Below are 14,470 nucleotides of genomic sequence, written 5' to 3'. Positions count from 1 at the left end.
CGCCTTAAGCCGGCGCATGTGACGTTTCAGGAGCGTCCGTGGGCGCCGGGCTGGATGGCCATCGGGGCAAACACCCCCAGTGACTGGCGACCGATTCCTGCCGCTGCCTGCGCAGGCTAGGATCGGGGTTCACCTATGTGACCAAGGATCCGGATATGTCTCTCGCCCTTCGCCCGCGCGCTGCACTGCTGGCCGTCGCCCTCAGCACCGCCCTGGGTACGCTTGCGCCCACCTCTGCGCTTGCCGCCAAGCCGGCGGCACCGGCCAAGGTCGATATCCCGTACGAGCAGTTCACCCTGCCCAACGGCCTGCGCGTGATCGTGCATACCGATCGCAAGGCGCCGATCGTCGCGGTCAACGTCTGGTACCACGTGGGCAGCAAGGATGAGCCGGCCGGCCGCACCGGCTTCGCGCACCTGTTCGAGCACCTGATGTTCCAGAGCAGCGAAAACCACGACGGTGAGTACTTCGAGCCGTTCAAGCAGGTCGGTGCCACCGGCCAGAACGGCACCACCAACACCGACCGCACCAACTACTTCGAGAACGTGCCGACCACCGCGCTGGACATGGCGCTGTGGATGGAATCGGACCGCATGGGCCATCTGGTCGGTGCGATCGACCAGGCCGCGCTGGACGAGCAGCGTGGCGTGGTGCAGAACGAGAAGCGCCAGGGCGAGAACCAGCCCTACGGCCAGGCCTGGGACCAGATCAACAAGGCGCTGTATCCGGTTGGCCACCCGTACCACCACGGCGTGATCGGCTCGATGAACGATCTCAACGCGGCCTCGCTGGACGACGTGAAGACCTGGTTCCGTACCTGGTATGGCCCGAACAACGCGGTGCTGGTGCTGGCCGGTGACATCGATCTGGCCACGGCGAAGGAGAAGGTCGCCAGGTACTTCGGCAGCATCCCCGCTGGCCCGACCATGGCGCAGCCGGCGGTGAACGTGGCCAAGCGCAGTGCGGATACCCGCGAGACGATGACCGACAAGGTGCCGCAGGCGCGCATCTACCGCGCCTGGAACGTGCCGCAGGTCGGCACCGCCGACGTCGACCAGTTGCAGCTGTTCTCCGAAGTGCTGGGTGGCGCCAAGTCCTCGCGGCTGAGCCAGCGCCTGCAGCACCAGGACAAGCTGGTGGACAGCATCGGCTCGGGCCTGTCGACGTCGCAGCTGGGCTCCAACTTCGTGATCGTGGCGACCGTGAAGCAGGGCCAGGACCCGGCCAAGGTCGAGAAGATCATCGACGAGGAACTGGACCGCCTGATCAAGCAGGGCCCGACCGCGGCCGAGCTGGAGCGCGCCAAGACCGGCGCCCGTGCCGGCTTCATCCGTGGCATCGAGCGCATCGGTGGCTTCGGCGGCAAGGCCGATGCGCTGGCCGAGTGCGCGGTGTTCACCGGCGACCCGGGCTGCTTCCGTACCTCGCTGGCCAACATCGAGAAGGCCAATGCCGCTGATCTGAGCCGCCTGGGCGCGCAGTGGCTGGACAAGGGCAGCCACACCCTGGTGATCGCACCGGGTGAGCGCGTGGCGCTGAAGGAAGAGCCGAGCCAGACGCCGAAGCCGTTCACCGTGCCGGCGGTGGACCCGAAGTACAGCACCCTGCCGGAACAGGTGGACCGCAAGGCCGGCGTGCCGCAGACCCGCGAGTTCCCGCAGCTGAAGTTCCCGGCGCTGCAGCGCGCCACGCTGAAGAACGGCACCCAGGTGATCCTGGCCGAACGCCACGAGATTCCGGTGGTGCAGTTCAGCTACCAGTTCCCGGGCGGCTTCAGCGCCGACCAGGGCCGCAAGCCGGGCACCGCCAACTTCACCATGAGCCTGATGACCGAAGGCGCCGGCAAGCTCGGTTCGCTGGCCTTCGCCGATGCCGCCGACGCACTGGGCGCCAGCCTGGATGCTTCGGCCGGCCTGGATTCGATGAGCGTGGACCTGTCGGCGCTTAAGGAGAACCTGGCGCCGTCGCTGGCGCTGTACCGCGACCTGCTGCGCGAACCGCGTTTCGAGCAGGGCGAGATCGACCGGGTCAAGGCGACCTGGATCGCCGGCATCCAGCAGGAGAAGGTGAACCCGGGTGCGGTGGCGATGCGCGTGCTGCCGCCGCTGCTGTACGGCAAGGGCCACCCGTACGCCATTCCGTTCACCGGCAGCGGCGATGAGGCGGCGATCAATGGCCTGACCCGCGAGGACCTGGTCGACTTCCACCACGATTGGCTGCGCCCGCAGAACGGCACCCTGATCGTGGTCGGTGACACCACCCTGGCCGAGATCGTGCCGCTGCTGGACAAGCAGCTGGGCGACTGGAAGGCGACCGGCGAGGCGCCGCAGGTGAAGGCGGCCACCGACGTGGTGTTGCCGAAGGGCCCGCGCGTGTTCCTGATCGACCAGCCGGGTGCGGTGCAGGCCAACCTGTTCGCCGGCCAGGTGGTGCCGCCGTCCAGCGCCGCCAGTTCGACCCGCTTCGATATCGCCAACGGCGTGATCGGTGGTGACTTCACCTCGCGCCTGAACATGAACCTGCGCGAGGACAAGCACTGGTCGTACGGCGCGCGCAGCAGTGCGACCAACTCGGTGGGCCAGCGCCCGTGGATGGCCAGCGCGCCGGTGCAGATCGACAAGACCGGCCCGGCACTGGCGGAAATGCGCAAGGAAATCGCCGCGTTCGCGGATGGCAGCAAGCCGGCCACCGCTGCCGAGGTCAACCGCATCCGCAACATCCAGACCCTCAGCCTGCCCGGTGCCTACGAGACCGCCAGTGCGGTGGCCGCGACCATCGGTTCGATCGTGCAGTTCAAGCGCCCGGACGACTATGTGCTGCGTCGCAAGGCCGAGATCGAGGCGATGACCCCGGCGCAGGTGCAGCAGGCCGCCGCCGAGATCAAGCCGCAGGCCCTGACCTGGGTGGTGGTGGGTGACCTCAAGCAGACCGAAGCGGCCGTGCGCGCGCTGAACCTGGGCGAGGTGACGGTGATCGACGCCGAAGGCAACCCGGTGAAGAAGTAAGGCACCGCGTCGGGTAGTGCCGGCCGCTGGCCGGCAACCCTGAAGGGGTCGGATCCCTCCCCCGGGAGGGCTCCGACCCCCACCGTGCATTCGGGGTCAGCGCCCCCTGCGGGGATCCGACCCCTACCCGGCTACCCCCGATTCAGGCTGTTCAGGCAGAATCCCTCCATACCCTTCCAGGATCTGCCCATGCGCGTTCTGCTGCTTTCCTCCCTGCTGCTCACCGTCACCGCCTGTACCTGGGTGCCGATCGAACCGGCCGGCAAGGCGACCCGCGTGCTGCCGGCAGGCCCGGTTCCGGCCGGCTGCATCGCCAAGGGCGAGGTGGTGGTCACCGTGAAGAGCAAGGTCGGCTTCTACAACCGCAACCCGCTGCGCGTGCAGGAAGAGCTGGAAACCCTGGCCCGCAACGAGGCCCCGAGCGCCGGCGCCAACGCCGTACAGGCCGCCGCCGCGCCCGCCGATGGCAGCCAGCGCTTCGCCGCTTTCCAGTGCCCGCCGCGCTGAACGCTTCACCATACGGCCAAGCCTGAATTCGTAAAGATGCGGTGAAGGCCCTGGGGGTTATAGAATAGCGCCCCCTTTTGCCTGAGCCTTGGCGCTAACCTCGATGCTCTTCAAGAATGTCTCGATCGCCGGCCTGGCACACGTTGATGCGCCGCATACGCTGACGACCAAGGAAATCAACGAGCGGCTGCAGCCGACGTTGGATCGCCTGGGTATCCGCACCGACGTGCTCGGCGATATCGCCGGCATCCATGCCCGCCGCCTGTGGGACAACGGCGTGCTGGCGTCCGATGCCGCCACCATGGCCGGCCGCAAGGCGCTGGAAGACGCGGGCATCGATGCGACGCAGGTCGGCCTGCTGGTCAACACCTCGGTCAGCCGCGACTACCTGGAGCCGTCCACGGCCTCGATCGTGTCGGGCAACCTCGGCGTCAGCGACGAGTGCATGACCTTCGACGTCGCCAATGCCTGCCTGGCCTTCATCAACGGCATGGATATCGCGGCGCGCATGATCGAGCGCGGCGACATCGACTACGCGCTGGTGGTGGATGGCGAGACCGCCAACCTGGTGTACGAGAAGACCCTGGAGCGCATGACCGCCCCGGATGTCACCGCCGACGACTTCCGCAACGAGCTGGCCGCCCTGACCACTGGTTCGGGCGCCGCCGCGATGGTGATGGCGCGCTCGGAACTGGTGCCGGATGCGCCGCGCTACAAGGGTGGCGTGACCCGTTCGGCCACCGAGTGGAACCAGCTGTGCCTGGGCAACCTGGACCGCATGGTCACCGATACCCGCCTGCTGCTGATCGAAGGCATCAAGCTGGCCCAGAAGACCTTCACCGCCGCCAAGATCGCCTTGGGCTGGGCCGTGGAAGAGCTGGACCAGTTCGTGATCCACCAGGTCAGCCAGCCGCACACCGCTGCGTTCATCAAGAACTTCGGCATCGACCCGAAGAAGGTCATGACCATCTTCGGCGAGCACGGCAACATCGGCCCGGCCTCGGTGCCGATCGTGCTGAGCAAGCTCAAGCAGCTGGGCAAGCTGAAGAAGGGCGATCGCATCGCGCTGCTCGGCATCGGCTCGGGCCTGAACTGCTCAATGGCTGAAGTGGTCTGGTAAAAAAGTCACCGCTGACCTGCTGCGCGATTGCCTGGCCAATCGCTCGCGACGGACAGCGATGATTTTTCCAAGTGTCCAAGGGCCGGTTCTACCGGCCCTTTCTACAGGTGCGATCCGATGTCCCAGCTTCCCGGCTACCCCGCCCACCCGCAGCGCTTCGAGGTCCGCCCCGGCCTGTCGATGAGCTATCTCGACGAAGGCCCGCGCGATGGCGAAGTGGTGGTGATGGTGCACGGCAACCCGTCGTGGAGCTATTACTGGCGCACGCTGGTGGCCGGCCTGTCGGACACGTACCGCTGCATCGTGCCGGACCACATCGGCATGGGCCTGTCGGACAAGCCGGACGATAGCCGCTACGAGTACACCCTGCAGTCGCGCGTGGACGATCTCGACGCGCTGCTGAAGCACCTGGGCATCACCGGTCCGGTGACGCTGGCCGTGCACGACTGGGGCGGCATGATCGGCTTCGGCTGGGCGCTGTCGCACCACGACCAGGTGAAGCGGCTGGTGGTGCTCAACACCGCCGCGTTCCCGATGCCGGCGGCGAAGACGATGCCGTGGCAGATCGCGCTGGGCCGCCACTGGAAGATCGGCGAGTGGATCATCCGCACCTTCAACGCGTTCTCGTCCGGCGCCTCGTGGCTGGGCGTGGAGCGGAAGATGCCGGCCGACGTGCGCCGTGCCTACGTGTCGCCGTACAACAGCTACGCCAACCGCATCAGCACCATCCGTTTCATGCAGGACATCCCGCTGTCGCCGGCCGACAAGGCCTGGTCGCTGCTGGAGCGCGCCGGCAAGGCGCTGCCGTCGTTCGCTGACCGACCGGCTTTCCTCGGCTGGGGCCTGCGCGACTTCGTGTTCGACCAGCACTTCCTGAAGGGCTTCCAGGCGGCGCTGCCGCAGGCCCAGGTGCATGCCTTCGAGGACGCCGGGCACTACGTGCTGGAAGACAAGCAGGACGTGCTGGTGCCGGAGATCCGCGCGTTCCTGGACAAGAACCCGATCTGAAGGGCATGCCGACCAACGGTCGGCACACCGGACAGGTTCATGAGATTGCCGGCCAGCGGCCGGCACTACCCCTATGCCGCGACCGGCGCCTGCGGCGACGGGCTGTTGCCGTTGTCGTCCGGATGATCGTCGTCATTGTCGGCGTCATCGCGCCAGCGCCAGTCGGCCAGTGTCAGCGGATCCAGGCCATAGGCGATGCGCGCCTTGTCGCATTGCGGGCTGGCCTTGCCGTACTCCCACGACGCATCCACCTCACGGCACACGCTGGGCCGGTTGGGGTGGATGGTGCAGCGTGAGTACACGCCGATCTGCGCGTCCAGCGCCACGCAGCGCACCGGCTTGGAATGGGTGCCGCGCATGCACAGGCGGTGCGGGTCCAGCACCTCGGTCAGCTGGTGCGGCACGCCGCCGGGGGTGACCTCGTCTGATTCCATCCAATGGAAGGCCACGCGGTATTGGGTGCAGCAGGCGCCGCAGGTCATGCAGGGATGTTGCATGGGCAAGCCGCCCCGGGCGGCAGTCGGAATCAGGAACGAGGGTGCGGATTTTCCACGAAGTGGGCCGCCGCGCAAGAAATTCCGTAAGCGGCGACAATGAACGGATGAACCGACCCTGCAACATTGCCGCGCGCCTGCCTGAACTGGCGCGTGAACGCCCTGACCAGATCGCCATCCGCTGCCCGGGCCGCCGGGGCGCTGGCAACGGCATGGCCGCCTACGACGTCACCTTGGACTACCGCCAGCTGGACGCCCGCAGTGATGCCATGGCCGCCGGCCTGGCCGGCTATGGGATCGGTCGCGGGGTGCGCACGGTGGTGATGGTGAGGCCGTCGCCGGAGTTCTTCCTGCTGATGTTCGCCCTGTTCAAGCTGGGCGCGGTGCCGGTGCTGGTCGATCCGGGCATCGACAAGCGCGCGCTGAAACAGTGCCTGGACGAGGCACAGCCGCAGGCCTTCATCGGCATTCCGCTGGCGCACGTGGCGCGGCTGGTGCTGCGCTGGGCGCCGTCGGCGACCCATCTGGTCACCGTTGGCCGCCGCCTGGGCTGGGACGGTACCAGCCTGGCCGCGCTGGAGCGCGCCGGCGCCAAGGGGGGGCCGATGCTGGCCGACACCGATGGCGAGGACATGGCCGCGATCCTGTTCACCAGCGGCTCCACCGGCGTGCCCAAGGGCGTGGTCTACCGCCACCGCCACTTCGTTGGCCAGATCCAGCTGCTGGGCAGCGCGTTCGGCATGGAAGCGGGCGGCGTGGACCTGCCGACCTTCCCGCCGTTTGCCTTGTTCGACCCGGCGCTGGGCCTGACCTCGGTGATCCCGGACATGGACCCGACGCGGCCGGCGCAGGCCGACCCGGCACGCCTGCACGATGCCATCCAGCGCTTCGGCGTCACCCAGCTGTTCGGCTCGCCAGCATTGATGCGGGTGCTGGCCCGGCACGGCCGGCCGCTGCCGACGGTGACCCGGGTGACCTCGGCCGGTGCACCGGTGCCGCCGGACGTGGTCGCCACCATCCGTAGCCTGCTGCCCGCCGATGCGCAGTTCTGGACCCCGTATGGCGCCACCGAGTGCCTGCCGGTGGCGGTGGTGGAGGGGCGCGAGCTGGAGCGTACCCGCGCGGCCACCGAGGCCGGCGCCGGTACCTGCGTAGGCAACGTGGTGGAGCCGAACGAGGTGCGCATCATCGCCATCGATGACGCACCGTTGGCCGACTGGTCGCAGGCACGTGTGCTGGCCACCGGCGAGGTGGGCGAGATCACCGTGGCCGGGCCGACCGCCACCGACAGTTACTTCAACCGCCCGCAGGCCACCGCCGCCGCGAAGATCCGCGAGACGCTGGCCGATGGCAGCACCCGCATCGTCCATCGTATGGGTGACGTGGGTTACTTCGATGCGCAGGGCCGCCTGTGGTTCTGCGGCCGCAAGACCCATCGCGTGGAAACCGCACAGGGGCCGCTGTACACCGAACAGGTCGAGCCGGTGTTCAACACCGTGCCCGGCGTAGCGCGCACGGCACTGGTTGGCGTTGGCCCGGCGGGTGCGCAGGTGCCGGTGCTGTGTGTGGAACTGCAGCGTGGCCAGAGCGACAGCCCGGCATTGCGCGAGGCGCTGCGCGCCCAGGCCACCCTGCGATTGCCCGAGGCGAACCTGCAGCACGTACTGATGCATCCCGCGTTCCCCGTCGATATCCGTCACAACGCCAAGATCGGCCGCGAGAAGCTCGCCGTCTGGGCCAGCGCCGAACTGGAGAAGCGCGCATGAAGATCCTGGTCACCGGTGGTGGTGGTTTCCTTGGCCAGGCGCTGTGCCGCGGGCTGGTCGAACGTGGCCACCAGGTGCTGGCATTCAACCGCAGCCACTACCCGGAACTGCAGGCCATGGGCGTGGGCCAGATCCGCGGCGATCTGGCCGATGCGCAGGCGGTGCTGCACGCGGTGGCCGGCGTCGATGCGGTATTCCACAACGGCGCCAAGGCCGGTGCCTGGGGCAGCTATGACAGCTACCACCAGGCCAACGTAGTCGGTACAGACAATGTCATTGCGGCCTGCCGCGCGCACGGTATCGACCGGCTGGTCTACACCTCAACGCCCAGCGTGACCCACCGCGCCACCCATCCGGTGGAAGGGCTGGGGGCTGACGAGGTGCCGTACGGCGAGGACTTCCAGGCGCCGTATGCGGCGACCAAGGCGATCGCCGAACAGCGCGTGCTGGCCGCCAACGATGCGTCGCTGGCGACGGTGGCACTGCGCCCGCGCCTGATCTGGGGCCCGGGTGACCAGCAACTGGTGCCACGCCTGGCCGAGCGTGCACGGCAGGGCCGCCTGCGGCTGGTCGGCGACGGCAACAACAAGGTCGATACCACCTACATCGACAACGCCGCGCTCGCCCACTTCCTCGCCTTCGAAGCGTTGGCACCGGGCGCTGCGTGTGCGGGCAAGGCCTACTTCATCTCCAACGGCGAGCCGCTGCCGATGCGCGAGCTGGTCAACAAGCTGCTGGCCGCGGTTGGCGCGCCGACGGTGGACAAGGCGATCAGCTTCAAGACCGCTTATCGCATCGGCGCGGTCTGCGAGCGGGTGTGGCCGCTGCTGCGCCTGCGCGGCGAGCCGCCGCTGACCCGCTTCCTGGCCGAGCAGCTGTGCACGCCGCACTGGTACAGCATGGAGCCCGCCCGCCGCGATTTCGGCTATGTGCCGCAGGTCAGCATCGAAGAAGGGCTGCGCAGGCTGAAGGCTTCATCTGCTGCATAGGTCGCCATCACTGGTTGCACACCGCAGGATCGGGAGGATGGGCCCACGCCATCCATTGGCCCGGACATCTGCGAGGAGCACCATGCTGCATTACGCCGTCATCTTTTTCGTCATCGCCATCATCGCCGCCGTGCTCGGCTTCTCCGGCATCGCCGGTGCCGCCAGCAACATCGCCTGGATCCTGTTCGTTGTGTTCCTGGTGCTGGCGGTGATCTCGATGTTCCGCAAGCGCGGCTAGACGACCGCGGGGTAGTGCCGGCCGCTGGCCGGCACTGTTCTTTCCGGTGGGCGCCGACCGTTGGTCGGCAAGCCCCTTTGTAGAGTCGAGCCATGCTCGACTGCTTTTCATGAGTCGAGCATGGCTCGACTCTACAGAGACAGCGAGCGCTCCTGCACGGCGCTGTGCAATCCACGATCGGCTGCATGGCGTTCCTGCGCCAATTCGATCAGGCGCGTGATCAGCGTGGTGTAGTCCACGCCGCTGGCACCCCACAACTTCGGGTACATGCTGATGCGGGTGAAGCCGGGCAGCGTGTTGACCTCGTTGATGATGATGTCGCCGCCCGCGGTGAGGAACACGTCCACGCGCGCCATGCCTGCACACTCCAGCGCCTGGTAGGCCTGCAGCGCGACCTGCTGGATACGCGCCTGGGTTGCGGCATCGATATCCGCGGGTACCACCACCTCGGCGCCATCCTCGTTGATGTACTTGGTGTCGTAGGCGTAGAACTCGTCGTGCACCACGACTTCGCCGCACAGGCTGGCCTGCGGATGCGCGTTGCCCAGCACCGCGCACTCGATCTCGCGGCCGACCACCGCCGATTCCACCAGCACCTTGTGGTCATAGCGCAGTGCCAGTTCCAGTGCCTCGGCGAAACCAGCCGCATCCTTGACCTTGCTCACGCCTACCGACGAACCCTGGTTGGCCGGCTTCACGAACAGCGGCAGGCCGAGTTGCGCGATCACCGCCTCGACATCGACCGCCGCCGCCTGATGGCGACGGATGCACAGCCACGGTGCAACCTTCAGTCCGGCGTCGCGCAGCAGGCGCTTGGTCACGTCCTTGTCCATCGCCACCGCCGAGCCCAGCACCGGCGAACCGACGAAGGGCAGGTTGGCCATGCGCAGCAGGCCCTGCAGCGCACCGTCTTCGCCCAGCGGCCCATGCACGATCGGCAGCACGACGTCGATCTGGCCCAGCGCGCTGGCTGGATCGGACGGCTGCAGCTGCGCCTGCTCGGCACCCGGGCGCACCGCCAGCGACTGGCCCGAGCGATGCAGCGCGATGCGCGACGGATCATCGGCATTGATCAGGAAGGTGTCCGGCTGGCTCAGATGCCACTGGCCCTGCTTGTCGATGCCGACCAGCACCGGCTCGAAGCGCTCGCGATCAAGCGCATCGAGGATGTTCTTCGCCGACTGCAGTGAAACCTCGTGCTCGGAGGACTTGCCCCCGAAGATGATGCCGACCCGGGTCCGTGCCATGGTGTTGCGATGTCCTGTGCGTTGCGTGGCCGTACAGCATGAACCTTCCATAGCCACCCAGGTGAGGCACAGATGAATCAGAAATCCATCCACGCATGGCATGAATCTACCGTGTCGACCAAGGTCGACACCCACCAACAGCACCATGAACCCGTCGAAGGCGGGGTGGGTCCGGTTGCGGGGGCGTGAGCCGCATGGATGCGGCGACCGAGCTTACATGGACGTACTTGCAGCGTCCCCCGCAACCGGACCCACCCCGCCTCCCCACAGGAAGCCAGCCTTTGATGTTGCTCTTGCCGGCCAGAGGCCGGTGCCTCTGCGGGTGCCGGGCGGTCGCCCGGCCCAAGCCCCCCACCCACGCAGGTAGAATGCGCACATGGCTCTTTCCCTGCTCAAGTCCCTCAAGCCGGTCGCTGGCCGCGCCCTGCAGATCGCCCTGAACCGCGCGCTGGCGCTGGATCCGGATACCCGCCATGCACTGGCCAGCCTCGATGGCCGGCACATCGACCTGACCCTGGAAGCGCCGTCGCTGGCGATGCGCATCAGTGTCGACGGTGACCAGCTGCGGGTCGGCCCGGTGGATGCGCAGGAAGCCGACCTGGCCGTGCGCAGCAGCCTGGCCGGGGTGCTGGCGCAGCTGCCACTGCTGGCCAACGCTCGGCGCGGCGACAACAACGGCAAGGGCCGCGTACGCGTGGCCGGCGACGCCGAACTGGCGCGTCGCCTGCAGCAGCTGGCCAAGGGCTTCGACCCGGACTGGCAGCAGCCGTTCGTCAGCGTGTTCGGCGACGTGCTGGGCGTGCAGGTGGCCAACACCCTGCGCAGCGCCCTGCAGCACGCGCGCCAGGGCGCGATCGACCTCGCCCACAGCGCCGCCGAATTCATCACAGAGGAATCGCGCGACGTGGTGCCGCGCGCCGAACTGGATGCCTTCCACGATGACGTGGACGTGCTGCGTGACGACGTCGAACGTCTCGGCGCGCGCGTGCAGCGCCTGCGGGGTGCCGCATGAAGGCCGTGCTGCGGGCAAGCCGCATCGGCCGGGTGATCCTGCGCTACCGCCTCGACGACCTGCTGCAGGGCACGCCGGCCGAGCGCTGGCTGCGCCTGGCCAAACCGTTCGTACCGCGTGCTTCGGCCGACATCGCCGCACAGTCGCGCGGTGCGCGCCTGCGCCTGGCGCTGCAGGATCTCGGCCCGATCTTCGTCAAGTTCGGCCAGATCCTGTCCACCCGCCGCGACCTGGTGCCGCCGGACGTGGCCAACGAACTGACCCTGCTGCAGGACCGGGTCAAGCCGTTCGACGGCGATACCGCGCGCCGCATCGTCGAGGAAGCACTCGGCCTGCCGGTCAGCGAGGCGTTTGCCAGCTTCGACACCGAACCGCTGGCCTCGGCCTCGATCGCGCAGGTGCATGCGGCCACGCTGGCCGATGGCCGCCAGGTGGTGGTCAAGGTGCTGCGCCCGGGCATCGAGAAGCAGATCGACGCCGACATCGCGTTGCTCAACTCGCTGGCCGCCCTGGTCGAGCGCACCCACCCGCGTGCCGACAAGATCCGCCCGCGCGAAGTGGTGGCCGAAGTCGAGAACACCCTGGCCGCTGAGCTGGACCTGCAGCGCGAAGGCGCCAATGCCAGCGTGCTGCGCCGCTTCTGGGAAAACAGCGACGACCTGTACGTGCCGGAAGTGATCTGGAGCCACACCGCCGAGCGCGCGCTGACCCTGGAGCGCGTATGGGGCATTCCGTCCGACGACATCGCCGCGCTGGACAAGGCCGGCATCGACCGCAAGGCGCTGGCCGCCAAGGGTGTGCGGGTGTTCTACACCCAGGTGTTCCGCGACAACTTCTTCCATGCCGATGCCCACGCTGGCAACATCTGGGTCGACACCGATCCGTCGCGCCGTGCCAATCCGCGTTTCATCGCGCTGGACTTCGGCATCATGGGCCAGCTCTCGCAGGAAGATCAGTACTACCTGGCCGAGAACTTCATGGCCATCTTCAACCGCGATTACCGCCGCATCGCCGAACTGCACGTGCAGGCGCGCTGGATGCCGGACAACGTGCGCATCGATGATCTGGAAGCAGCCGTGCGTTCGGTGTGCGAGCCGTACTTCACCCGTCCGCTGTCGCAGATCTCGCTGGCCGAAGTGCTGATGAAGCTGTTCCGCGTGGCGCAGCGCTACCAGCTGACCCTGCAGCCGCAGCTGATCCTGCTGCAGAAGACCCTGCTGAACATCGAAGGTGTCGGCCGCCAGCTGGATCCGCAGATCGACATCTGGGCGGTGGCCAAGCCGGTGCTGGCGAAGATCCTGCGCGAGCGCTACAGCCCGCGGCGGGTGGTGCGCGAGATCGGCAAGCGCCTGCCGGAGATCATGACCCACGCTCCGGACATGCCGCGCCTGGTGCACGCCTGGCTGACCCAGCAGGTGGAAGGCCGCCATGAACTGGCGATGCGCTCGCGCGATCTGGTTGCACTCGATGCCAGCGTGCAGCGCCTGCAGAAGCACGCAGTGGGTGCGATCACTGGTGTCGGCCTGCTGGCCATCGCCGCACTGATGTATGTGCTGCAGCCGCCGGGCTGGTACTGGGGCGACGTGCCGATGTGGAGCTGGGTGTCCGGTGCCGTCGGCGCGCTGGCGCTGGCGCGCGCGTGGTGGCGCTGATCCCTGTTGGTCGAAGGTCGGCGGCGATGCACGCCGCCGACTGACTGGGGGTCTACCAGTGGTAGCCCAGGCCCAGGTGCGACTGCACGCTCTGGAAGCGGTCCAGGCGCGTCCTGTGCCAGGTCTTGCCGATGCCCATGTCCAGCACCAGATGCTCGCCCAGCGGCTGGCTGCGGCGCACGAAGGCTCGACGTGCATCGTGTTCGCGCAGCAGCAGCGGATCGGCATCGGCGGTATAGCCGGAGGTACCGCTGCCCAGCCACAGCTGGGTCGAACCACGGCCTTGCCCGTCCTTCAGGCGCAGTGACAGCGTGGTGCCATGGCCATCGGGGCCATTGGACTGGCGATGCCGCTCGTGGCGCAGAGAGGCGGTCACGCGCGGGAAGTAATGCGCTGCGCCCACCGACCAGCCGCTCACGTACGCGCCGGCATGGTACTGGGCGTACTTGCCGCCCACGCTCAGCACGGTCTGCGGTGCCACCTTCCACTGCATGTCCTGGTTGACCTGGCGGTTGACGAACACCGGGTCATCGTTGGATGCAGTGAAGGCGGTGCGGGTCGAGAAGCGTCGGCCCCAGCGCTGGTGCAGGGAGCCCTGCACCCGGTTGCCGCTGAAGCGCTTGCTGCCATAGTCGCGTTCGCCATGGGCCAGGCCCAGGTGCCAGCGGCTGTCACCGCTGCGGCCGGCCACGTCCACGGTCTGTACGTCGCGCTTGCCGAAGCCATCGGTGTAGTCGGCATGGTCCAGCTGCACCGAGACCCGGTCGATGCCGGCATGGGCGCTGGACACGGCCAGCAGCAGGGCGCACGGCAGTGCGCCACGGATGATCAATCGCATGGGGTTACTCCAGGGGTTGGGATTGCAGTGACTGCAGCAGCCGATAGCGACCGGGTGGCAGGTTTAGTTCCACGGTGATGCGCGGACCGAACTGGCTGCCCGGCGCGACGATGCGACCCGGCAGGATGATCACGCCGACACCCAGCGCGGCGCCTTCACCGATCCAGGCGCCGAGCTTGTCGCGCTGGCTGTCGATGACGGTGTCGCCGATGTGGACGGCGACCGTCGCGCCATCCAGGCGATGGTTGCTGGTGCGCACCAGCGCACCCAGGTAGGCACGGGCGTCGATACGGCTGTCGGCAATGAAGCACTGCGGACCGATGCAGACGCCGTCGCCGATCAGCGCGTTCTTCAGCTCACTGGCAAAGCCGATGCGGACGCCATCGCCAATGTGCAGCGGGCCGCGCAGCAGCGCGTTGTTGCCGATCAGGCAGTCGCGGCCGATCGATACCAGTCCCTGCAGCTGGGCACCGTCGCAGATGCGGCTGCCGGCACCGATCTGCACGTGGCCATGCACTGTCGCGCGCGGCGAAACCTGTGCACTGGAATCGATGTGGGGTGCCGTGACCGAAAGCGCATCGGCCATGGCGGCGA

13 protein-coding genes are annotated in these 14,470 nt (G+C 67.8%); 9 read left to right on the top strand and 4 right to left on the bottom strand.

Features of this window, described 5'->3' with window-relative positions; translation table 11 throughout:
- Positions 1 to 155: 155 nt before the first annotated feature.
- From DFO63_RS15935 to DFO63_RS15920, 4 genes are all read left to right on the top strand, one after another.
- Positions 156 to 3,005 (top strand): pitrilysin family protein, encoded by a 2,850-nt coding sequence (locus tag DFO63_RS15935; protein WP_101764698.1) that lies wholly within the window; start codon positions 156 to 158, stop codon positions 3,003 to 3,005.
- Positions 3,006 to 3,194: 189 nt separating this feature from the next.
- The gene (locus tag DFO63_RS15930; RefSeq protein WP_005407628.1) at positions 3,195 to 3,512 is read left to right on the top strand and encodes a DUF4156 domain-containing protein; all 318 of its coding nucleotides are present in this window, start codon (positions 3,195 to 3,197) and stop codon (positions 3,510 to 3,512) included.
- A gap of 103 nt (positions 3,513 to 3,615) precedes the next feature.
- Complete coding sequence (locus DFO63_RS15925) at positions 3,616 to 4,632, top strand: 3-oxoacyl-ACP synthase III (protein WP_014035559.1); 1,017 nt, start codon at positions 3,616 to 3,618, stop codon at positions 4,630 to 4,632.
- 117 nt (positions 4,633 to 4,749) lie between these two features.
- Positions 4,750 to 5,640: an alpha/beta fold hydrolase gene (locus DFO63_RS15920; protein WP_101764699.1), complete on the top strand. Its 891-nt coding sequence runs from the start codon at positions 4,750 to 4,752 to the stop codon at positions 5,638 to 5,640.
- 71 nt (positions 5,641 to 5,711) lie between these two features.
- On the opposite strand, the gene DFO63_RS15915 is transcribed toward DFO63_RS15920, so the two are convergent.
- Positions 5,712 to 6,137: a YkgJ family cysteine cluster protein gene (locus DFO63_RS15915; RefSeq protein ID WP_014035561.1), complete on the bottom strand. Its 426-nt coding sequence runs from the start codon at positions 6,135 to 6,137 to the stop codon at positions 5,712 to 5,714.
- Positions 6,138 to 6,241: 104 nt separating this feature from the next.
- Here DFO63_RS15915 and oleC point away from each other — a divergent pair, with 104 nt between their 5' ends.
- From oleC to DFO63_RS15900, 3 genes are all read left to right on the top strand, one after another.
- Positions 6,242 to 7,900: an olefin beta-lactone synthetase gene (gene oleC / locus DFO63_RS15910; RefSeq protein WP_119007342.1), complete on the top strand. Its 1,659-nt coding sequence runs from the start codon at positions 6,242 to 6,244 to the stop codon at positions 7,898 to 7,900.
- Positions 7,897 to 8,889, top strand: coding sequence for a 2-alkyl-3-oxoalkanoate reductase (gene oleD / locus DFO63_RS15905; RefSeq protein WP_119007341.1), 993 nt, complete (start codon positions 7,897 to 7,899; stop codon positions 8,887 to 8,889). The genes oleC and oleD overlap by 4 nt, the downstream gene beginning before the upstream one ends.
- A gap of 82 nt (positions 8,890 to 8,971) precedes the next feature.
- Positions 8,972 to 9,127, top strand: coding sequence for a DUF1328 domain-containing protein (locus DFO63_RS15900; RefSeq protein ID WP_004153593.1), 156 nt, complete (start codon positions 8,972 to 8,974; stop codon positions 9,125 to 9,127).
- Positions 9,128 to 9,258: 131 nt separating this feature from the next.
- On the opposite strand, the gene ddlA is transcribed toward DFO63_RS15900, so the two are convergent.
- On the bottom strand, positions 9,259 to 10,374 hold the full coding sequence (ddlA, locus tag DFO63_RS15895) for a D-alanine--D-alanine ligase (protein WP_119007340.1): 1,116 nt from the start codon (positions 10,372 to 10,374) through the stop codon (positions 9,259 to 9,261).
- Between the two features lie 376 nt (positions 10,375 to 10,750).
- Between ddlA and DFO63_RS15885 the strand changes: the two genes are divergently transcribed.
- Together DFO63_RS15885 and ubiB are read left to right on the top strand one after the other, a co-directional pair.
- The gene (locus tag DFO63_RS15885; protein WP_014035565.1) at positions 10,751 to 11,386 is read left to right on the top strand and encodes an SCP2 sterol-binding domain-containing protein; all 636 of its coding nucleotides are present in this window, start codon (positions 10,751 to 10,753) and stop codon (positions 11,384 to 11,386) included.
- Positions 11,383 to 13,038, top strand: coding sequence for a ubiquinone biosynthesis regulatory protein kinase UbiB (gene ubiB / locus DFO63_RS15880; RefSeq protein WP_014035566.1), 1,656 nt, complete (start codon positions 11,383 to 11,385; stop codon positions 13,036 to 13,038). The genes DFO63_RS15885 and ubiB overlap by 4 nt, the downstream gene beginning before the upstream one ends.
- Before the next feature lie 52 nt (positions 13,039 to 13,090).
- Here the strand turns inward: ubiB and DFO63_RS15875 are convergent, their stop codons facing one another.
- Both DFO63_RS15875 and DFO63_RS15870 read right to left on the bottom strand, forming a co-directional pair.
- On the bottom strand, positions 13,091 to 13,876 hold the full coding sequence (locus DFO63_RS15875; RefSeq protein WP_119007338.1) for a YaiO family outer membrane beta-barrel protein: 786 nt from the start codon (positions 13,874 to 13,876) through the stop codon (positions 13,091 to 13,093).
- 4 nt (positions 13,877 to 13,880) lie between these two features.
- On the bottom strand, positions 13,881 to 14,462 hold the full coding sequence (locus DFO63_RS15870) for an acetyltransferase (RefSeq protein WP_236251697.1): 582 nt from the start codon (positions 14,460 to 14,462) through the stop codon (positions 13,881 to 13,883).
- Positions 14,463 to 14,470 lie beyond the last annotated feature (8 nt).

The organism is Stenotrophomonas sp. AG209, from assembly GCF_003550055.1.
In the GTDB taxonomy this organism is placed as follows: domain Bacteria; phylum Pseudomonadota; class Gammaproteobacteria; order Xanthomonadales; family Xanthomonadaceae; genus Stenotrophomonas.
Note: the sequence above shows the minus strand (reverse complement) of the source record. Positions and strands in the feature narration are given on the sequence as shown.